18 protein-coding genes are annotated in these 17,610 nt (G+C 71.0%); 5 read left to right on the forward strand and 13 right to left on the reverse strand.

The features are described from left to right. Positions 1-48 precede the first annotated feature (48 nt). Positions 49-2,094 carry a bifunctional aldolase/short-chain dehydrogenase gene (locus AC07FA_RS26975; RefSeq protein ID WP_479078908.1) on the reverse strand — a complete coding sequence of 682 codons (2,046 nt, stop codon included), beginning with the start codon at positions 2,092-2,094 and terminating at the stop codon, positions 49-51. A gap of 60 nt (positions 2,095-2,154) precedes the next feature. Further along, entirely contained in the window at positions 2,155-3,321 is a 1,167-nt protein-coding gene (gene rhaI / locus AC07FA_RS26980) for an L-rhamnose isomerase (protein WP_479078909.1), read from the reverse strand. 240 nt (positions 3,322-3,561) lie between these two features. On the opposite strand from rhaI, the gene AC07FA_RS26985 reads away from it, so the two are divergent. After that, positions 3,562-4,320, forward strand: a complete 759-nt coding sequence (locus AC07FA_RS26985; protein ID WP_479078910.1) for an ArsR/SmtB family transcription factor — start codon at positions 3,562-3,564, stop codon at positions 4,318-4,320. Positions 4,321-4,379: 59 nt separating this feature from the next. On the opposite strand, the gene AC07FA_RS26990 is transcribed toward AC07FA_RS26985, so the two are convergent. The 4 genes from AC07FA_RS26990 to AC07FA_RS27005 all read right to left on the reverse strand — a co-directional run bounded on the left by AC07FA_RS26990 (position 4,380) and on the right by AC07FA_RS27005 (position 6,462). After that, positions 4,380-4,607 carry a hypothetical protein gene (locus AC07FA_RS26990; protein ID WP_479078911.1) on the reverse strand — a complete coding sequence of 76 codons (228 nt, stop codon included), beginning with the start codon at positions 4,605-4,607 and terminating at the stop codon, positions 4,380-4,382. A gap of 155 nt (positions 4,608-4,762) precedes the next feature. Then, positions 4,763-5,278 carry a hypothetical protein gene (locus AC07FA_RS26995; protein WP_479078912.1) on the reverse strand — a complete coding sequence of 172 codons (516 nt, stop codon included), beginning with the start codon at positions 5,276-5,278 and terminating at the stop codon, positions 4,763-4,765. Positions 5,279-5,365: 87 nt separating this feature from the next. After that, a complete protein-coding gene (locus AC07FA_RS27000; protein ID WP_479078913.1) occupies positions 5,366-5,860 on the reverse strand; it encodes a hypothetical protein in 495 nt (164 codons plus the stop codon). Next, complete coding sequence (locus AC07FA_RS27005; protein WP_479078914.1) at positions 5,860-6,462, reverse strand: hypothetical protein; 603 nt, start codon at positions 6,460-6,462, stop codon at positions 5,860-5,862. Before AC07FA_RS27005 ends, AC07FA_RS27000 begins: the two co-directional genes overlap by 1 nt. A gap of 164 nt (positions 6,463-6,626) precedes the next feature. On the opposite strand from AC07FA_RS27005, the gene AC07FA_RS27010 reads away from it, so the two are divergent. Further along, the gene (locus AC07FA_RS27010; protein ID WP_479078915.1) at positions 6,627-7,469 is read left to right on the forward strand and encodes a pentapeptide repeat-containing protein; all 843 of its coding nucleotides are present in this window, start codon (positions 6,627-6,629) and stop codon (positions 7,467-7,469) included. Positions 7,470-7,552: 83 nt separating this feature from the next. Here AC07FA_RS27010 and AC07FA_RS27015 read toward each other — a convergent pair whose 3' ends face one another. Continuing rightward, positions 7,553-8,053 carry an SRPBCC family protein gene (locus AC07FA_RS27015; RefSeq protein WP_479078916.1) on the reverse strand — a complete coding sequence of 167 codons (501 nt, stop codon included), beginning with the start codon at positions 8,051-8,053 and terminating at the stop codon, positions 7,553-7,555. Between the two features lie 82 nt (positions 8,054-8,135). Then, positions 8,136-9,050 carry a LysR family transcriptional regulator gene (locus tag AC07FA_RS27020; protein WP_479078917.1) on the reverse strand — a complete coding sequence of 305 codons (915 nt, stop codon included), beginning with the start codon at positions 9,048-9,050 and terminating at the stop codon, positions 8,136-8,138. 114 nt (positions 9,051-9,164) lie between these two features. Here AC07FA_RS27020 and AC07FA_RS27025 point away from each other — a divergent pair, with 114 nt between their 5' ends. Next, positions 9,165-10,031, forward strand: coding sequence for an oxidoreductase (locus tag AC07FA_RS27025; protein WP_479078918.1), 867 nt, complete (start codon positions 9,165-9,167; stop codon positions 10,029-10,031). 64 nt (positions 10,032-10,095) lie between these two features. Here AC07FA_RS27025 and AC07FA_RS27030 read toward each other — a convergent pair whose 3' ends face one another. Then, positions 10,096-10,953: an NADPH-dependent F420 reductase gene (locus AC07FA_RS27030; protein WP_479078919.1), complete on the reverse strand. Its 858-nt coding sequence runs from the start codon at positions 10,951-10,953 to the stop codon at positions 10,096-10,098. Between AC07FA_RS27030 and AC07FA_RS27035 the strand changes: the two genes are divergently transcribed. Both AC07FA_RS27035 and AC07FA_RS27040 read left to right on the forward strand, forming a co-directional pair. Beyond that, positions 10,945-11,496, forward strand: a complete 552-nt coding sequence (locus AC07FA_RS27035) for a glycoside hydrolase family 25 protein (RefSeq protein WP_479078920.1) — start codon at positions 10,945-10,947, stop codon at positions 11,494-11,496. The genes AC07FA_RS27030 and AC07FA_RS27035 overlap by 9 nt on opposite strands. Positions 11,497-11,755: 259 nt before the next feature. Further along, on the forward strand, positions 11,756-12,097 hold the full coding sequence (locus AC07FA_RS27040; RefSeq protein WP_479078921.1) for a hypothetical protein: 342 nt from the start codon (positions 11,756-11,758) through the stop codon (positions 12,095-12,097). A gap of 54 nt (positions 12,098-12,151) precedes the next feature. On the opposite strand, the gene AC07FA_RS27045 is transcribed toward AC07FA_RS27040, so the two are convergent. From AC07FA_RS27045 to AC07FA_RS27060, 4 genes are all read right to left on the reverse strand, one after another. Then, entirely contained in the window at positions 12,152-13,351 is a 1,200-nt protein-coding gene (locus AC07FA_RS27045) for a low temperature requirement protein A (protein ID WP_479078922.1), read from the reverse strand. Positions 13,352-13,481: 130 nt separating this feature from the next. Continuing rightward, on the reverse strand, positions 13,482-13,859 hold the full coding sequence (locus tag AC07FA_RS27050) for a VOC family protein (RefSeq protein WP_479078923.1): 378 nt from the start codon (positions 13,857-13,859) through the stop codon (positions 13,482-13,484). 9 nt (positions 13,860-13,868) lie between these two features. Then, positions 13,869-15,746, reverse strand: a complete 1,878-nt coding sequence (locus AC07FA_RS27055) for an FUSC family protein (protein ID WP_479078924.1) — start codon at positions 15,744-15,746, stop codon at positions 13,869-13,871. A gap of 140 nt (positions 15,747-15,886) precedes the next feature. Beyond that, positions 15,887-17,467 carry a sigma-70 family RNA polymerase sigma factor gene (locus AC07FA_RS27060; protein WP_479078925.1) on the reverse strand — a complete coding sequence of 527 codons (1,581 nt, stop codon included), beginning with the start codon at positions 17,465-17,467 and terminating at the stop codon, positions 15,887-15,889. Positions 17,468-17,610: the final 143 nt, after the last annotated feature.

Raw genomic sequence — 17,610 nt, forward strand, 5'->3', positions numbered from 1 at the left:
CGGCGCACCGGGACGGCGACGGACTGGATGCGGCGGAACCGCCGGTGGTCAGCGCAGGAAGGCCGCCGCCACACCGGCGTCGACGGGAATGTGGAGACCGGTGGTGTGCGTGAGGTCCCCGCCGGTCAGGGCGAACACGGCATTGGCGACGTGCTCGGGAAGAACCTCGCGCTTGAGCAGGGTCCGCTGGGCGTAGAACTCACCGAGCTTCTCCTCCTCGATGCCGTACGTCGCCGCGCGTTGGGCGCCCCAGCCCGCAGCGAAGATGCCGGAACCGCGCACCACACCATCGGGGTTGACGCCGTTGACACGGATGCCGTGCTCGCCGAGCTCCGCCGCCAGCAGACGGACCTGGTGGGCCTGGTCGGCCTTGGTGGCCGAGTAGGCGATGTTGTCGGGCCCCGCGAACACCGCGTTCTTGGAGGCGATGTAGATGATGTCGCCGCCGAGATTCTGGGCCAGCATCACCCGGGCCGCCTCGCGCGAGACGAGGAACGAACCGCGCGCCATGATGTCGTGCTGGAGGTCCCAGTCCCGTGCCGTGGTCTCCAGCAGTGGCTTCGAGATCGAGATCCCGGCGTTGTTCACGACGAGGTCCACACCTCCGAAGGCCAGCACGGCCGAGGTGAACGCCTCGGCGATCTGCTCCTCGCCGGTGACGTCGACCGTCACCGCGACGGCCTTGTCGGGGCCGCCGAGCTCCTCGGCGACCGCCGCCGCCTTCTCCGCGTCGACATCCGCGACGACGGCACACGCGCCCTCGGCGACCAGCCGATGAGCGATGGCCCGGCCGATTCCGGACCCCGCCCCGGTGACGAGAGCGATCCGGGTGGCCAGCGCCTTCGCCTTCGGCATCCGGCGCAGTTTGGCCTCCTCCAGTTCCCAGTACTCGATGCGGAACTTCTCGGACTCCTCGATCGGCGCGTACGACGAGACGGTCTCCGCGCCCCGCATCACGTTGATGGCGTTCAGATAGAACTCCCCGGCCACCCGGGCGGTCTGCTTGTCCTTGCCGAACGAGAACATGCCGACCCCGGGCACCAGCACGATCGCGGGGTCCGCGCCGCGCATGGCGGGGGAGTCGCCGGTGGCGTGCCTCTCGTAGTAGGCGCGGTACGCCGTCCGGTACTCGGCGTGCAGCTCCCTCAGGCGCGTGACCGTCTCGTCCAGCGGTGCGTCGGCGGGCAGATCGAGGACGAGGGGACAGACCTTCGTCCGCAGGAAATGGTCCGGGCACGAGGTGCCGAGGGCCGCGAGGCGGGGGTGCTCGGCGCGGGAGAGGAAGTCCAGGACCGGTTCCGCGTCCGTGAAGTGCCCCACCTGGGCCCGGTCGGTGGAAGCGAGACCGCGGATCACGGGGGCGAGCGCGGCAGCCCGTTCGCGCCGCAGCGCGTCCGGCAGGGCCTCCCGGCCCGCGAGCACGGGACCGAACGGCTCGGCACGGCCCCGCTCCCGGAGGAACGCCTCGGCCGTACGGATCATCCACAGGGCGTTGCGCTCGCACTCCTCGGACGTGTCGCCCCAGGCCGTGATGCCGTGGCCACCCAGAATCACGCCGACGGCCCGCGGGTTGGCCTCCTTGACGGCAGCGATGTCCAGACCGAGCTGGAAGCCGGGCCTGCGCCAGCCCACCCAGGCCACCTTGTCCCCGAAGCACTCGGCGGTGAGCTTCTCGCCGTCGGCGGAGCACGCCAGCGCGATGCCCGAGTCCGGGTGCAGATGGTCGACGTGCGCGGCCTCGACCAGGGCGTGCATCGCGGTGTCTATCGACGGAGCGGCACCGCCCTTGCCGTGCAGGCAGTAGTCGAACGCGGACACCATCTCGTCCTCGCGCTCCACCCCCGGGTACACGTCCTTGAGCGCGCGGACCCGGTCGAGGCGGAGCACGGCGAGGCCGGACTCGGTGAGCGTGCCGAGATCACCGCCCGAGCCCTTGACCCAGAGCAGCTCGGTCTCGCCTCCGGTGACCGGATCGGCCGCGGAGACCTTGGCCGACGTGTTGCCGCCGGCGTAGTTGGTGTTGCGGGGGTCCGAACCGATCCGGTGGGCGCGCTCCAGGAGCGCGGCGACTTCGGTGGGTGTCGCGGACGTCATGAGAGTTCCTTCGTGGTGAGGCCGGGCGGGCGCGTGCGGGCGGGAACGGGCTGTGGGAGCTCAGGCACCCCAGCCGGCCTGCTCGCCGCCGACCCGTGCGGCGGCGATCCGCTCCTGGTTGCCGGATGCGAGGTATGCGGCGAAGGGGTCCCGGGCCAGCCCCAGTTCCTCGCGCACCTCGGCGAGCAGCGGCCGTACATCGGTGTTGTAGGCGTCCATCAGGACACCGTTCGCAGCGAGGACGTCACCGGAGCGCTGGGCCTCCGCCAGGGCGCCGGCGTCGACGAGGAGGGCCTTCGCGGTCGCCTCCTGCACGTTGGTGACCGAGCGGATGACAGCGGGGATCTTCGCCTCGATGTTGTGGCACTGGTCGAGCATGAAGTTGACGTTCGTCTCCGCGTCGAGACCGCCGTTCTTGACCACCTCGTGCATGATCCGGAACAGCTGGAAGGGGTCGGCCGCGCCCGCCATCAGATCGTCGTCCGCGTAGAAGCGGGAGTTGAAGTCGAAGGCCCCGAGCTTTCCCTCACGGAGCAGGAACGCCACGATGAACTCGATGTTGGTGCCCGGCGCGTGGTGGCCGGTGTCCACGACGACCTGTGCCTTCGGGCCGAGCGTGCGGCAGTGGGCGAACGAGGTGCCCCAGTCCGGCACGTCCATGGTGTAGAAGGCCGGCTCGAAGAGCTTGTACTCCAGCAGCATCCGCTGGCCGTCGCCCAGTCGCCCGTACACCTCGGCCAGCGCCTCGGCCAGCCTGTCCTGGCGTCCGGCGATGTCGTCCTGGCCGGGGTAGTTGGTGCCGTCGGAGAACCACAGCTTGAGATCGGGGGAGCCGGTGGCGTCCATGATGTCGACGCACTCCAGCAGATGGTCCGTGGCCTTGCGGCGGACCTTCGGGTCGGGGTGGGTCACCGAGCCCAGCTTGAAGTCGTCGTCCTGGAAGACGTTCGAGTTGATCGCGCCGATGCGCAGTGCGAGGCCCTCGGCGTGCCGGGTCAGTGCCGCGTAGTCCTCGACCTTGTCCCAGGGGATGTGCAGCGAGACCTTGGGAGCGACGCCGGTGAAGGTGTGGACCTGGGCGGCGTCCGCCAGCTTCTCGAAGGGGTCGCGCGGCACTCCGGGCTGGGCGAACACCTTGAAACGGGTCCCGGAGTTGCCGTAACCCCACGACGGTGTCTCGATCACCTGGGACTTCAGAGCTGCCTTGACGGCCGACACATCAGACATGAACACCTCGTAAGCAGAGTCACCCGGCGACCCGTGATGACCGAAGGATGTGAATCGTTTCATCCGGAACGTACGCTAGGTTTCGAACACTCCAGCAGTCAAGCAGTCCGGGCGAGCTTCTTTATGACTTGAAACAATTCATTCAGGTTGAAAGGTGTATCACCCAGGCGTTCGTTCGGGTGCCTGGTCGGGTCACCTGTCGGTTGACAGGTGACCAAAAGGTCACATATTTTTGAAGGCATGGACGCGGTGTTCAAGGCCCTGGCCGATCCGACCCGGCGCAGCCTGCTCGACGAGCTCTTTCGCGAGGACGGGCAGACACTGGGCGCGCTGGAGGCCCGCTTCGAGATCACCCGGTTCGCCGTGATGAAGCACCTCAAGCTGCTGGAGGCGGCCGGTCTGGTCGTCAGCAGGCGACGTGGCCGGGAGAAGCTGCACTTCCTGAACCCGGTGCCCATTCGGCTCGTCCACGACCGGTGGGTGAGCAAGTACGCGGAGCCCTGGGCCGCAGGGCTCAGCGGCCTGAAGAGCCGGCTGGAGATTCCCATGGAGAAGGTCTTCGAAATCTACATCCGCACCACCCCCGAGCGTCTGTGGGAGGCGATCACCGATCCCGGCATCAGGAGCAAGTACAACTTCGGTGCCGGTGTCACCTCCGACTGGACGCAGGGGTCGCACTTCGAGATGAGCGCGCCCGGAGCGCCGGGCCCGCTGGGAGAAGGCCGCAATCTGGAGGTCGAACCACCGCGCAAGCTCGTCCAGAGCATGGTGGCGCTCTGGAGCGACGAGGCGAAGAACGAGGGGACGACCCGGGTCACCTGGGAGATCGAGCCCGTCGGCGACTCCTGCCGGCTGACAGTCACCCACGACGAACTGCGCGAAGGTGCCTGCGAAGAGCTCTACGGCGGTTGGCCGATGATTCTGTCCGGCCTCAAGACCTGGCTGGAGACCGGCGAACTCCTCACCACTCCGGGCTCGCTCCTGTACGGCGCCTCGTAGCCCAGCCGCGGCGCCGATCCATGTCGGGGGCGCCGACAGGCGGCGCCCCCGACTGTCCGTCAGTGCTCGGAGCCGGTCAGGCTGGGCCTCAGGGACCGGACGAGGGAGAACAGCCGTTCCTCGTTCCCCGACAGCCCCGCGCTCCGGAGAGCCTCATCGGCCTCCGCGATCGGCGAGGCGAGCAACGGTATGTACAGCGGGGCGTCATCAGGGTCGGCGAGCGCGGCCCGGGTGGCCTCCAGTAGACGGACATACGCCTGTGCCGCGGCGATCTCGTCCTTGCGCATCTCAGCATCTCCCGGTCAGAGGTGTCGGACCGTCAAGCATTCACCATGGGTCTGACAGCGCGCTCCCGGGCACCGCGGCCATCACGCTCCTGGGCACCGTGGCCAACGCGCTCCCGGGCACCGTGGCGCACGGACGGGCGTACGGACGAGCCCGCTCAGGCTCGGCCCGTGCGCGGGGCACCTGCCGGTGGTTCCACTTCGAGGAAGCGCCTTCGGCGCGGTCCGCGGTACAGCAGAGCAGTCCAGCCCAGCCGTTGGAGCACCTCCGCGCACCGCGGCAGCGCCTCCTCCTCGTCCTGGGCGGCCCCGCTGCCGGGCGGGCCCAGCCACTCCACCCGCACGGAACCGGGAGACTCGCCCGGGCTCACCCGATAGCCGAGGGCGACCCGTCGGCCCGACGGGTCAATGGCGGAGGGGGGTATTCCTGCCGCCTCCAGGGCGAGCGCCACGGCCCGGACCGTCCGATGGAGCTCCCAGGGGGCGGGCACGGCTTCCGGTGTCGCGTGCTGCGCATGGGTCAGCCGCCGGATCTGCAGCATCCCCTCGAACGCGGTCCTGACCGACGCGGCACGCTTGTCCCCGGCTCCAGGAAGCGGCTTGTCCCCTGCTCCCGGAGGCAGGGGTCCATCCCCCGTCGCGGGCTCGAATCCCGTCTCGTCCGCAGTGCTCATCGGTGCCCCCGTTCGGCGGTGACCTGCGTAGCCCAAGTGTGCGCCACCCCACTGACAGTGCTCGGGGGCGGACCTCCGAAGCCGCCGTCACACGGGCGCGAAACCCCCCAGATAGTGGGCGAGCAGCACCGACCGGTGCCCCGGCTCGGAGAGTTGATCGGCTGCCCAGAGGAAGAAGTCGTCCGCGAGTGCGTCGGTCCAGTCGTACGACGGATCGAACGGGCCGGTGTCCGGCGCGGGCAGCAGAACCTCCCGGGGCGGGCCGACCGGGGGTGCGATCGTGAGGAGCCGGCCGCCGTCCGCCCGTCGGACGTACCGCACCGACACCACGTCGCAGTCCCAGTGCTCGGCGCCGAGTTGCAGCCAGAGCCGTGACACATCGGCATACAGGGCGGCGCCTTCGGCGGCCGCAGGAGGGGAGGGGGCGTCGTGCGGCAGGACATGGACGAAGCCGTGGCAGAGGTCCGCCGGGGCCGTGCCACCGGTGGCCCGGTGGGTGCCGGGGGAGAGGCGGCCGGAGGCCGGGTCGAGTACCCACACGTCGCCGTGGCGGTCGTAGTCCTGCAGCACGACGGGCGGCATCAGCGGCGCGGCTCCAGCCCGAGCTCCCGGTCGACCGCGGCGCTGCTTCGGGTCGCCGCGTCGATGACCTTGTCCCAGCTTCCGTACCTGGCGAACTGCTGGTCGGCCGTAGGGCCCAGCGGATTTCCGTACTTGACCATGTTGCGGGCCTCCAGCAGGGCGACCGCCTCCGGAGACATCCCGGCCCTGGTGATGTCCTTCGCCTCGTTGCGCATGCTCACCAGGACCCTCGCGATCTCCTCGTCCGACCGGCCCTCGGCACGCATCCGCTGCTCGACCCGCTCCATGTCGTCCAGCAGCTCGTGGTAGCGCATCCGGACCTCGCGCGCCTCCGCCCGCTCCTCCGGCGTCATCTCCCGGATCGCGCAGACGACCGGGTCGCCGCTCGTGCACGGCTCTTCGGCAGTCGGTGCGAGGCCACTGGAGAGCGACCACGGGACCACTGCGGGCGCCGCTACCGCGATGCCCGGTGCGAACAGCGCGCCGCCCGCCACGGTCAGCAGCGGGAGCAGCAGGGAGACGACCAGCCGGCGGGCAAGAGGGCGGTGACCGGGACCGCGGCCAGACGTGGAACGGGGGACAGCCATCGGACGTACATGCATGAAGGGAGGCTCTTTCGCCTGGGGGATGGGGCGAAAAAGGACGTTACGGAGGCCGGCCCGCCGGGAGATGATCATGGAGCGGCGCGTACGGGTGACATCTCGTTAAACTCGTCCCCCTGCCGTCTCAGCCGTCACTGCCGTCACACCAGAGGAAGCCACGCACCGTGCCCGACAACGATCCGACCGCCGTCCCCGCCGACGAGCGGCCGGCTCTGCGCGCGGACTGCGCGAACTGCTTCGGGCTGTGCTGCGTGGCACTGACCCTGACCGCTTCGGCGGACTTCGCGATCAACAAGGAGGCGGGGCAGCCCTGTCGTAATCTGCGGGACGACTACCGCTGCGGGATTCACACCCGTCTGCGCTCCGAGGGCTTCTCCGGCTGCACCGTCTACGACTGCTTCGGCGCCGGCCAGAAGGTCTCCCAGGAGACCTATGGAGGCCAGGACTGGCGCCGGGAGCCCGGCACGGCCGCGGAGATGTTCCAGGTGTTCCCCGTGATGCGCCAGCTCCACGAACTGCTCTGGTATCTCACCGAGTCGCTCGCGCTGCCCGCGGCGCAATCCCTTCACGCCGAGATCAGGCAGGCACTCGACGCCACCGAACGGCTCACGGACAGCCCGGCCGGCTTCCTGGCCGAGCTGGACGTCTCGGCGCACCGCGACGACGTGGCCGCCCTGCTCCTGCGTATCAGCGAACGCGTGCGCGCCACCGCGCCCCGGCGCAAGAAGCGCAACCACCGCGGCGCCGATCTCATAGGAGCCCGGCTCCGCGGCGCCGACCTGCAAGGCGCCGACCTCCGGGGTGCCTATCTCATCGCCGCCGACCTCACCGGAGCGGACCTGCGGCTCGCCGATCTCATCGGCGCGGATTTCCGTGACGCCGAACTGGCGGGCGCCGACCTCACCGGGAGCCTGTTCCTCACGCAGGCCCAGCTCAACGCGGCCAGGGGTGACGCCCGCACCAAGCTCCCGCCTTCCCTCAGCCGCCCTTCTCACTGGGCCGCGTGAGCCGGGCGGCCCCGGCTGCCGTACGAAGCTCGCAGTGCGAGGACGAAGGCGGGCGGGAAGCCCAGGTGACGGCTCGCCCCGCCTCAGCCCTGCTCCAGCGCCGTCTTCAGCCGCTCCAGCGTCGTTCGGATGTTGCGGGCCTGGAACTCGGCGAACGTGTGTCCCCGGGTGGCGATCCGGTCGAAGGCGTTGGCCACGAAATCGGGCCACGCGCGCCGGTTGTCGGTCCAGACCTCGGTGACGCGCGTGGCGCCGTCGACCGGTTCGAAGCGGTACTCCCAGGTGGCTATCGCCCCGGGCAGCAGCGGGCGCCGCGCGCCGATCGCGTGGACACGGAAGGCGAAGCGCTGCCCGGGGTCGGCGGCCGTCACCGTGCACTTCGTCGTCCAGCGCAGCGAACCGCGTTTGTTGCGCCCTTCGAAAACCATGCCGACGTGCGCCTCCCGGCGCTCCCCGATGACGGTCGCGCCCGTGTTCTCCGGGCTCCATCGCCCCATCGCCGTGGGGTCGCTGAGCTGCTCGTACACGGCCGACGGGGCGACGTCGATCACGATGCTGTCCGAGACGGACATGGTGCGGGACATGGGGCGGCTCCTTCTCCACGGCCGTCCTGGACCACTGCCGGGAGCCGCTGGGGCCGTGGAGCCGACGCCCCGGAGCCACACCTTACTCACCAGTAGCGCCGACTTGGCAGCCTCGGGCTCCGGCTGCCAGTTCGCGTACGACCCCGGCGAAGCCCTGCACCAGGGCGTTGTCCGACCCCGTGGTCCAGGCCAGGGCGACCCGGAGCGGTTCGACATCGGTCAGCGGGACCCAGGTCAAGTCGGGGCGTGCGTAGTACTGCGCCATGCTGGACGGAGCGAAGCAGATGGCGCTGCCCTCCGCGACCTGCTCCAGCATTTCCTCGACGTTGTCATTGGTAAGCCCCCAGCGGGGCACCGAACCGTCCGGTCTCGGATTGACCGCCCACCAGTCCACCCACTCGCGCGGCGCGCTGCGCGTCCACATCAGCGGATCGTCGTTCACTTCGAGTACGGAGATGGCGCTGCGGCCCGCCAGTGGATGGCCGGACGGGAGGCCCGCCACCCGCTCCTCGGTGTGGACGACTTCACTGTGGAGCCCCGTCATGTCGTTGGGCAGCCAGACGAAGGCCACGTCGGTCCGGCCCTCGCGCAGCGCCTCGGCCTCCTGCCCCCAGTCGTACCGCTTCGGTTCCACCCGCACGCCGGGGTGGCGCCGGGCGAACTCGGCCCGTGCCCGCGTGGTGAGCTCGCCCGCCCCACTGGCCTCGAATCCCACCCGCAGTACGCCGGCCTCCCCGAGCCGGTGACGTTCGGCCGCGGCCGTCACCTGCTCGGCCCGGTGCAGCGTACGCAGGGCCTCCGCGACGACATCACGGCCGGCGGGGGTCACCGCGACCCCGCCGGGGTGCCGGTCGAAGAGCCGCACCCCCAGCTCGGACTCCAGGTTCTTGAGGGCGTACGACAGGGCGGGCTGGCTCACGTACAGCCGCTGGGCGGCCCTCCCTAAGTTCTTCTCCTCGGCGATCACGGTCAGATAGTGCAGCTGGCGTAGCTCCATCCGGCGATCATAAGACGGCTTTATGAAGCCGACGGGCTTATGTCTTGGACCGGCCGTCGTGCGCGGTGACATAACTGGGTTCATCAACAACCCCTTGAACAGACGGAGTTGCTCATGAGCGTCGACAGCGCACCCACCCGCGAGGCAGCAGGCCGGGTCTGGCTCATCACCGGGGCCTCCTCGGGCTTCGGCCGGGCGATAGCGGGGGCCGCGCTGGCGGCCGGGGACACCGTGGTGGCGACGGCCCGGAAGCCGGAGGCGCTCGACGAGCTCGTGGCGGCGTACCCCGACCGGGCGGTCACCCTCCAGCTGGACGTCACCGACCAGGCACGCGTCGCGGCGGTCGTCGCCGAGACGGTGCTCTGGTTCGGCCGGATCGACGTACTCGTCAACAACGCCGGACTCGGCCTGGTCGGGGCGGTCGAGGAGACCACGGACCGCGAGCTGCGAGACCTGATGGACCTGCACTTCTTCGGGCCCGCCGCCCTCGTCCGCGCGGCCCTGCCCCATATGCGCAGGCAGGGTTCCGGGGCGATCGTGCAGATGAGCAGCATGGGGGGCAGGTTCACGTTCCCCGGCGTCGGCGCGTACTCGGCGACCAAGTTCGCCCTCGAAGGGCTTTCCGAGGCGCTGGCCGGGGAAGTGGCGCCCCACGGCATCAAGGTGCTGATCGTCGAACCCGGTTCCTTCCGTACCGGGTTCGCTGGCGGTGGCGCGCTGCGCCAGTCGGTACCCCTCAAGGCGTACGAGGAGACCGTCGGCCCGGTCCGCGCCAACCTTCCCGGCAGCGACGGCAAGCAGGCCGGTGACCCCGACAAGGCCGCGGCCGCCATCCTCGGGGCGCTGGCCGCCGAGCGGACCCCGCTGAGGCTGCCGCTGGGCAACGACGCGGCGGACGCGATCTTCGCCCACCTCGACGCGTCCTCCCGCGAGGCGCGGGAGTGGGAGGCGGTCAGCCGCGGCACCGACTACGACGCGTAAGGGCGCCCCCGGCGCGCGGAAGGCGGCCGGATGTGCTCCCGGCCGCCTTCCCATAGAGCCGCGCTCAGGCGAGCCACTCCGCCGTACGCTCCGGAGACGCTTCCGCGAGGGCCTTGACGATGGCGTCCACGTCACCCTGGTTGCCGTACACCGGTGTGCCGGGCTGCTGGCGCCAGGAGTCGTCCAGGCCTCCCGCGTCCACGGTGTCGAAGCCGAGCTCGTCGATGAGGTCCCGCACGGTCTGCTTGGCGGCCGGGTCGTCACCCGCGACGGGCAGCGCCTGACGGCCGGGCGTGCCCTGGGGGCGGCCACGGTCGAGGATGTCCTGCGCGTACGTCCCGTTGAACGCCTTGATGACCGGGTGGCCGATCTGCTGCTCGGTCCAGCGGCTCTCCGGCAGCCCGTCCTCGATGGCCTCGATGCGGCCGTCGCGCTGCTGCGGGTAGTAGTTGCCGGTGTCGATGACCACGGCCCCGGGAGCCGCTCCGTCGAGGATGTCCTTCGGCAGGGCGGGGACGGCCTTGAGCGGGACCGTCACGACGACGATCTCCGCGTCCCGCGCCGCCGCACTCGCGGCGACGGGGTGCGCGCCCGTCTCCTCGGCCAGGTCCGTGAGGGTCTCCGGACCACGGGAGTTCGCGACGGAGACCTCGTGGCCGAGGGCGGTGAGACGACGGGTCAGGTTGCCGCCGATGTTGCCCGCTCCGATGATGCCGATCTTCATGGCTTCGACCTTCCGATGCAGAGTGCGTGATGTGATCAAGTCTCGTTCGGTCACCAACTGTGCGCAGCCGGACGCTATTCCGGAGGGTGGCAAATCGGTTCTTCTTCCCGCCGACGGATGGGAGACCGGCGGCCCGGGCACGTAGGAGGAAGAACCGGAATCTCGTACCCCCACTTGGAGGTGGCGCCCATGCTGCACGGCGTCGACGTCAGTGCCTTCCAGACGTCCTTCGACACTGACGGTCTCGACTTCGTCCTCATCAAGGCCACCGAAGGCCGCTCCTACGTCAATCCGCGTCTCGCAGGCCAGACGGAGCGTGCGCGCGAGGCCGACTGCGTGGTCGGCTTCTACCACTTCCTCTGGCCGGGAGACGTCACCGACCAGGCGAGATACTTCGTGAGCAAGGTGCCCGAGCGGGCCGGCGACCTGCTTGCCGTCGACTGGGAACAGACCGGCGAGGGCACCCGTGCGGACAACGCCGACAAGGACCGCTTCATCCGGGCGGTGAAGCGCCTGCGCCCCGGCCATCGCGTCCTGCTGTACTGCAACCGTCACTTCTGGATCAACCACGACACGACCTCGTACGCGGGCGACGGACTGTGGATCGCCGACTACGTCAGCGCGGGCAAACCCCGTATCAAGGCGCCCTGGCGCATCCACCAGTACACCGACCACCCCCTGGACAGGGACGTCGCGGACTTCCCTTCGCGGGAAGCCATGCGCGAGTGGGCCCTCGGGTAGCCGTCACCGCACGCCCTCCCCGACTGCGATGACGCGCCGTCGGCCAAAGGAGTGTCCTTGGCGGCTGCCGCCGTTGCGCTGAGGAGGATGTCCCACAGCACGGATGGCCGGAGGTCCATTCTGGTCGCCGAGTCCGCGAACGGCCGTCGACCGGAGGAGTGTCGAATCGGCTCGGTCGACTCCGCCCGAGTGGGCCTCGTCCTGCCCGCTGCCGCGGCACCCGCTCAGGACGAGGACGGCCCGACGAGAAGGGGAAGCCGTGGAGCACGACAAGGACAGTGCCAGGGGCCTGGCCCAGCTGGAGGGCTACCTGCTGTGGAACGCCGAGGTCGAGGACGCCCGTCGGCGAGCCGGCCGTTTCACCGACCAGCTCCCCTGGCTCACCCGCGCACAACGTGAAGACGTCGAACGCGTCTACACGGCGGACCGAGTGGCCACCAGCCGGGAATCGCTCGTCCGCGTCTCCGAGCGTGCCGGCGAACTCCGCGATGAATACTCCGACCGCTACCGCCGGCTCAGAAGGCGCTGCCTCGCGACCGTCGTGCTGGCCGTCGGCGCGGCAAGCGGAACCTGCGCCGCGCTGACCCTCCTCACCCGGTGAGCCGCCGCCCGGGCGCCACGAAGGCACCCGGGCTCACGTGGGGGACCGCCTGCCTCACCCGGCGCCGGAACGGCCTGCGGACAACTGGATGCCGACGGCGACGGTGAGCGCGCAGACAAGACCGGCCAGCGGCACCGCCCAGTGCCCCGCGAATGTGGTGAGGAGCACGAGCAGGGCACCGGCGGGAAGAACGAGTTGCTGCAGCCTGTCCTCCTTGAAGTGGCGGGCGTGCAGCGCCCACACCGTGAACATGAAGAGCGCCGCGGGCACCGTCACCGCCGCGGCAGCGGCGAACGCGGAGATGTGCGCATGGTGCGTCACCTGCTCGACCGTCACCTCGATGCCCGCACCGATCGCCGCGGCCGAGGCGAAGATCAGAACGTGGCCGTATCCCCAGACGAACGCCTGCCGACTGCCGGACAGATGCTCATGGATGGGGACGGAGAAGTAGATCCAGTACGCGGCGAAGACGATGACCAGTCCGCCTGCCGCGATCGGGATGAGCTCGCCGAGAGCGGCGGAGTCGTCGAGCGCCGACTGCACCGCCACCGTCGCGGCAGCGATCGTCTCGCCGAGCATGATGATCGTGAACAGCCCGTAGCGCTCGGCGATGTGGTGCGGGTGCCAGCTGGTGCGCTGGTGGCGCTCGGCGAAGGCGGGGACCGACAGTTCGGCGGCGGCCATCACGACGAAGCCCCACGTCCAGGCCCCGGCGGGCAGGAACAGCAGCACCACCCAGCCTGCCTGGACGACCACCAGCCCCGCCGCGTAACGGAGTGCGGTGGCCCGGGCCGCGCCCGTCTCCCCCCGGGCCGCCCGCAGCCACTGGAAGGTGAGCGCCACCCGCATGATCAGGTAGCCGACGATGGCGACGCTGAAATCGGCGTGCTCGAAGGCCCGGGGCACTCCGGCGGCCAGGACGAGTACACCGGAGATCTGTACGAGGGTGGCGAGCCGGTACGGCACGTCGTCGCAGTCGTACGCGGAGGCGAACCAGGTGAAGTTGACCCAGGCCCACCAGATGGCGAAGAAGACGAAGGTGTAGTTGATGACGCCGTGGCCGGGATCGCCCTCGGCGACGGCATGCACCAGCCGTACACCCGCCTGGGCGACAGCGACGACGAAGCAGAGGTCGAAGAAGAGCTCCAGCGGTGTCGCCGCACGATGGGCCTCGTCGGGGTCCCGCGACCTCATCCGGAGCAGGGGGGCGGTGTGACGGCCATGCCCGGGACCGTGGGGCGTGTGGTCGCTCATCAAAGCATTGATCCTCAAGGTCGGTCGGAGACTGGGGAAGCGGGTGCGCGGCGGCCGGTCGCTTCGGCCGGTTCGCCGGGAGACGTCCGTGGCGGGGCAAGGGGGGCGGAGCGCTGGAAGCGAGCCGCCCTCAGTGACGTACCAGGCAGAAAGGATGCCCCGCAGGGTCGGCGAAGACGCGCCAGCCACGCCCGTCGGCGGCCTCGTCGAGGACCCTCGCGCCCAGGGCCAGCACCTCTTCCTGCGCCCGGTCCAGGTCCGGGACGGCGAAGTCCAGGTGGAACTGCTGGGGTGCTGCGGGGTCCGGCCACTGCGGGGCGCGGTAGTCCGCCACTCGCTGGAACGCGAACACCGCGCCGTTCGGGGTGTGCACGGTCGCCCAGTTCTCGTCGACCGACCACCTGGAATCGGGCCGGTTGACGGTCCCTCCGAGCAGGGCTCCGTAGAACCCCGCGAGACGCAGGGGGTCCGGGCAGTCCAGCACCACGCATTGCAGGTCAGCGATCATGACAACATCCTAGGAAGGCGCGGGACGGGCCGGAAACGCAGGTGTGGACCACGGTGCCGGCCCCTGGAATTCCCGGAGCGCAGACACCTGCTCGGCGAGCCGCTCGGCGTGGGCGGCGGGCAGTGCGGCGGCCTTGTGGGGGAGATGCACCGCACAGGCCGTCGTGGTGTCGATGAGGCGTTCCAGCGCACCCGCGATGTCCTCGGACCCCGCCGTGTGCCGGGCGACCGCCGGGAGTTCGGCCGCCGACAGGTCGATGGCCGTTCGCGCCGCCGCCAGCGAACGGTAGGCGTCGCGCCGCAGCGCGCCACGCGCGTCGTGGTCCTCGGGGGACGCGAGGACGTGCCCGAGGTAGCGGTGCGCCGCGCTCACCGCCGTGTCCAGGGCGGTGCGGACGGTGTGGCCGCGCTGCCCCGGCAGCGGAAGGTGGCCGACCAGCAGAACCGTCGCGCACGCGAGCAGCGACTCCACCACCCGGTCCCAGGCCGCCTGCGGTTCCCCCGCCAGCAGCACCAGCGAGAGTACGAGGACGGTGACCACCGCCGTCTGTGCGGCGAAGTGCCGGGTGGCGACGGGGATCAGGGCGCCGCAGAGGGCCACCACCCCGACCAGCGCGAGCTGACCGGAGGCCGCCAGCATGAGCGCGGCGAACACGGCGGCGCCCGCCACGGTGCCCACGGCCCGGCACAGCACCCGGGAGGCGAGCGGCCCGAGATCGGGTTTGACGAGGAACACGGTGGTGGCGGGCAGCCAGTACCAGTGGTCGTGGTGCAGGCTCTGTGCCACCGCCGTACTCGTCGCGCAGCACAGAGCGACCCGGATGCCGTACTCGCGGCCCGCCGCGCCGAAAGCCCTGCGCAGCACGGAGACGTACGAGCGCCGGCTCCTGGTGCGCAGCCGCTGGCCGGTGCGGCTGTCGAAGGCCGCGGCGGCCCGCAGGAGAGCGTCGTCCAGGGCGCGCAGTCCGGCGTCACCCCGTGCCGGAGCAGGGAGAGGGCCGGAAGGCCCACCCGTACGGACCGCGGCGGCCAGTCGGCGGGGGCCTTCCGCGATACGAGCGGGCAGCGGGTCGGCAGCCCAGGCCAGCGCGGTCGCCGCCTCGGCCAAGGGCAGCGCCGCAGCGTACTGCGCGTGCAGGCGCCGCTCGGCCGCGGAACTCGCGTACCGCCGCAGCCGGGGACCCGACAGGGAGTCCTGGGCGTGGTCGAGGGCGGCGGTCAGCGCGGCACGGCGGGCGAGGGCCCCCGGCCCACCGGCCGCGACGAGGAGATCCGCCACGGCGGCGTACACGGCTGCCACCGCGTCCCGTTCGCCGTCGAAGCGGTACGGGCCGCCACCGGACGCCCGGGGAGAGGGCAGCGCCAGCCGGAGTGCGGCGAGCCACCCCGCACCGGCCAGGAACAGCACGGCGCGCAGCCACCCCGGCTCCGGCAACGGCATGCCGGCGCCGATCACGGCCGCCACCATCAACTGCGTACCGCAGGCGGAAGCGACCGGCCCGACCGAACTGATCGCTCCCGCGACCAGCCCGAGCAGCCCGAAGACGAGCGGCAACACCAACAGAGATCGTTCCGCACCGGCGGTGACCGCCATCGCGGTGCCCGTCAGCAGGCCGGCGGCGCCCGCCAGCGCAGGGACCCCCAGCCGCATGACCGAGGCCCGCCGGCTTCCCGGCCTGTCGTTGATCCCGGCGAACATCGCGCCCAGCGCCACGGGAACCCCGGCCGTCGGATGCCCGGCGAGCACGACCGTCAGCAGCGGAACCGTGGCGAGCGCACCACGCAGGACGGCGCTCCACCGGACGGGCCCGCGCTGGGCCCGCAGCACATGGCCGAGCCACGGCGGAAGGGGAGACGACGGGGTGGGAAAGGCGGGGGGAGTGAACACCGGACTCCTGTGGTGCGCGGGGAATCGGAATTCGCGCGGACGCCTTCGGCCTAAGCGCTCACGTCAGCCTAGAGTCGCGACATGGAGGGAATGCTTCCGCACGATTTCCGGCAGGTGTCGGCCCCTGAACGGTGTGTACGTCACATCGCGGTGCCGAAGTTCTGCGTCCACACGGGGCCCGCGGAGGTGTCCTGCACCCCCACGCCGATCTCCTTGAACGAGCAGTTCAGGATGTTCGCACGGTGTCCCGGGCTCTTCATCCAGGAATCCATCACATCGGCCGCGGTGCGCTGGCCCTTCGCGATGTTCTCTCCGTACGTGCTCCAGCGGTACCCGGCCGCCGTGATGCGGTCGCCGGGGTCCGAACCGTCGGGAGCGGTGTGCGAGAAGTAGTCGCGGGCAGCCATATCGGCGGAGTGCCGCGAGGCGGCCGTCGTGAGCTGGTCGTTGCTCCGGACGGACCCACATCCCTCCTTCGCGCGCTCGGTGTTGACGAGCGCGGTGACCTGCTCGGACACACCGGCCGGCGCCGGCTTCACGGTCGCGGGCGGTGCCGGACGCGCCGACGGCGGGGAAGGCCTCCGCGTGCTCGGCGTGGCCTTGGGAGTGGGGGAGGCGCTCCGTGTCCGCGACGCCCTCGGCGAGGACGGGGGAGAGGGCGAGGGTGAGGGGGAGGCGGAAGTCGGCGAGGGAGCGGGGATCGAGGCCGTGGGGAGTGCGGCCGGCGCGGCGGCCGACGAAGCCGCCCCGTCCTGGGCCTCCTCGTCCCGGCCCTCCTTGTCCGCGTACAGGTGCACCGCTCCGCCGCCGGTGCCCAGGACCGCGACGGCGACCAGTGCCGCCAGCACCGTGCTGCGCCGGCGCCGCCGCGTCTGCCGGCGTCTGCGCTCCGCGCGTCCCGGCCGCCCGGGGTGCGACGTGGCCGCGGTGAGCAGCAGGTCAGGTGCGCCGCCGCCGGACACCACCAGGGGCACCAGCGCCAGCCCTACGAGCAGCCCCTCCGCCGGGACGAGCCCCACCCTGTGACCCGAACACACCGTGCAGTCGCGGGCGTGCCGGGCCAGGCGCTTGCGCCAGAGGGCGGAGGGAACCCCGTCCCACCCGGCCGCCAGGGATTCCAGAAGGGCACAGCGAGGCACCGCGGCCAGGGCCCGGACCACCAGCCTGGCCGCCTCCAACTGCGCCTTCATCCGCTGGACCCGCACCGCCGTGTGCTCCGGAGACAGTTCGAGCGCGAGCGCCACCTCGGACCGGGACAGCTGCCCGGCGGTCTCCAGCCACCACAGCGACAACAGGGCGCGGTCGTCCTCGTCCAGCCATCGCGTGGCCTCGGCCACCTCCCGGCGCTGGCCGGACAGACCGAGCCGGATGATGGTCAGACCGACGAAGTCCGCACCGGGATCGACCACGTCGTGCGCGTCCTCGAGACCGCCGGCCGGCAGGTGCTCCGACCGGCGCTCGCGCCAGTGGCCCCGTATCTCGTTCATGGTGATCGCCACGAGCCAGGAGCGGAAACTGTCGGGCGTACGCAGCGAGGGCAGAGCGCGCAGCATCCGCAGCACGCTCTCCTGCACCACGTCGTCGACGTCGGCGTGCCCGTTGAGCGCGCGGCCCACGATGTTGTACATCAGCGGCAGATACGCGGTGACGAGCTGGTCCTGTGCCTGCTCGTCGCCGCTCTGCGCGGCTCTGATCAACGCCGTCTCGTGTGCCTCGCCCATGCTGTGCTCACTCTTTCGGAGTCCGGTTTCGTCACGTCCCACACTCGGGAGATGCGGTGAGGCCGGGAAGATAACAAGAAATCCGCTGAGGACCCACAGCGCGCCGGATCCCGGCGGGCACGGAGCCCGCCGGGATCCGGCGC

The sequence above is a fragment of the Streptomyces sp. NPDC045968 genome (assembly GCF_056430475.1).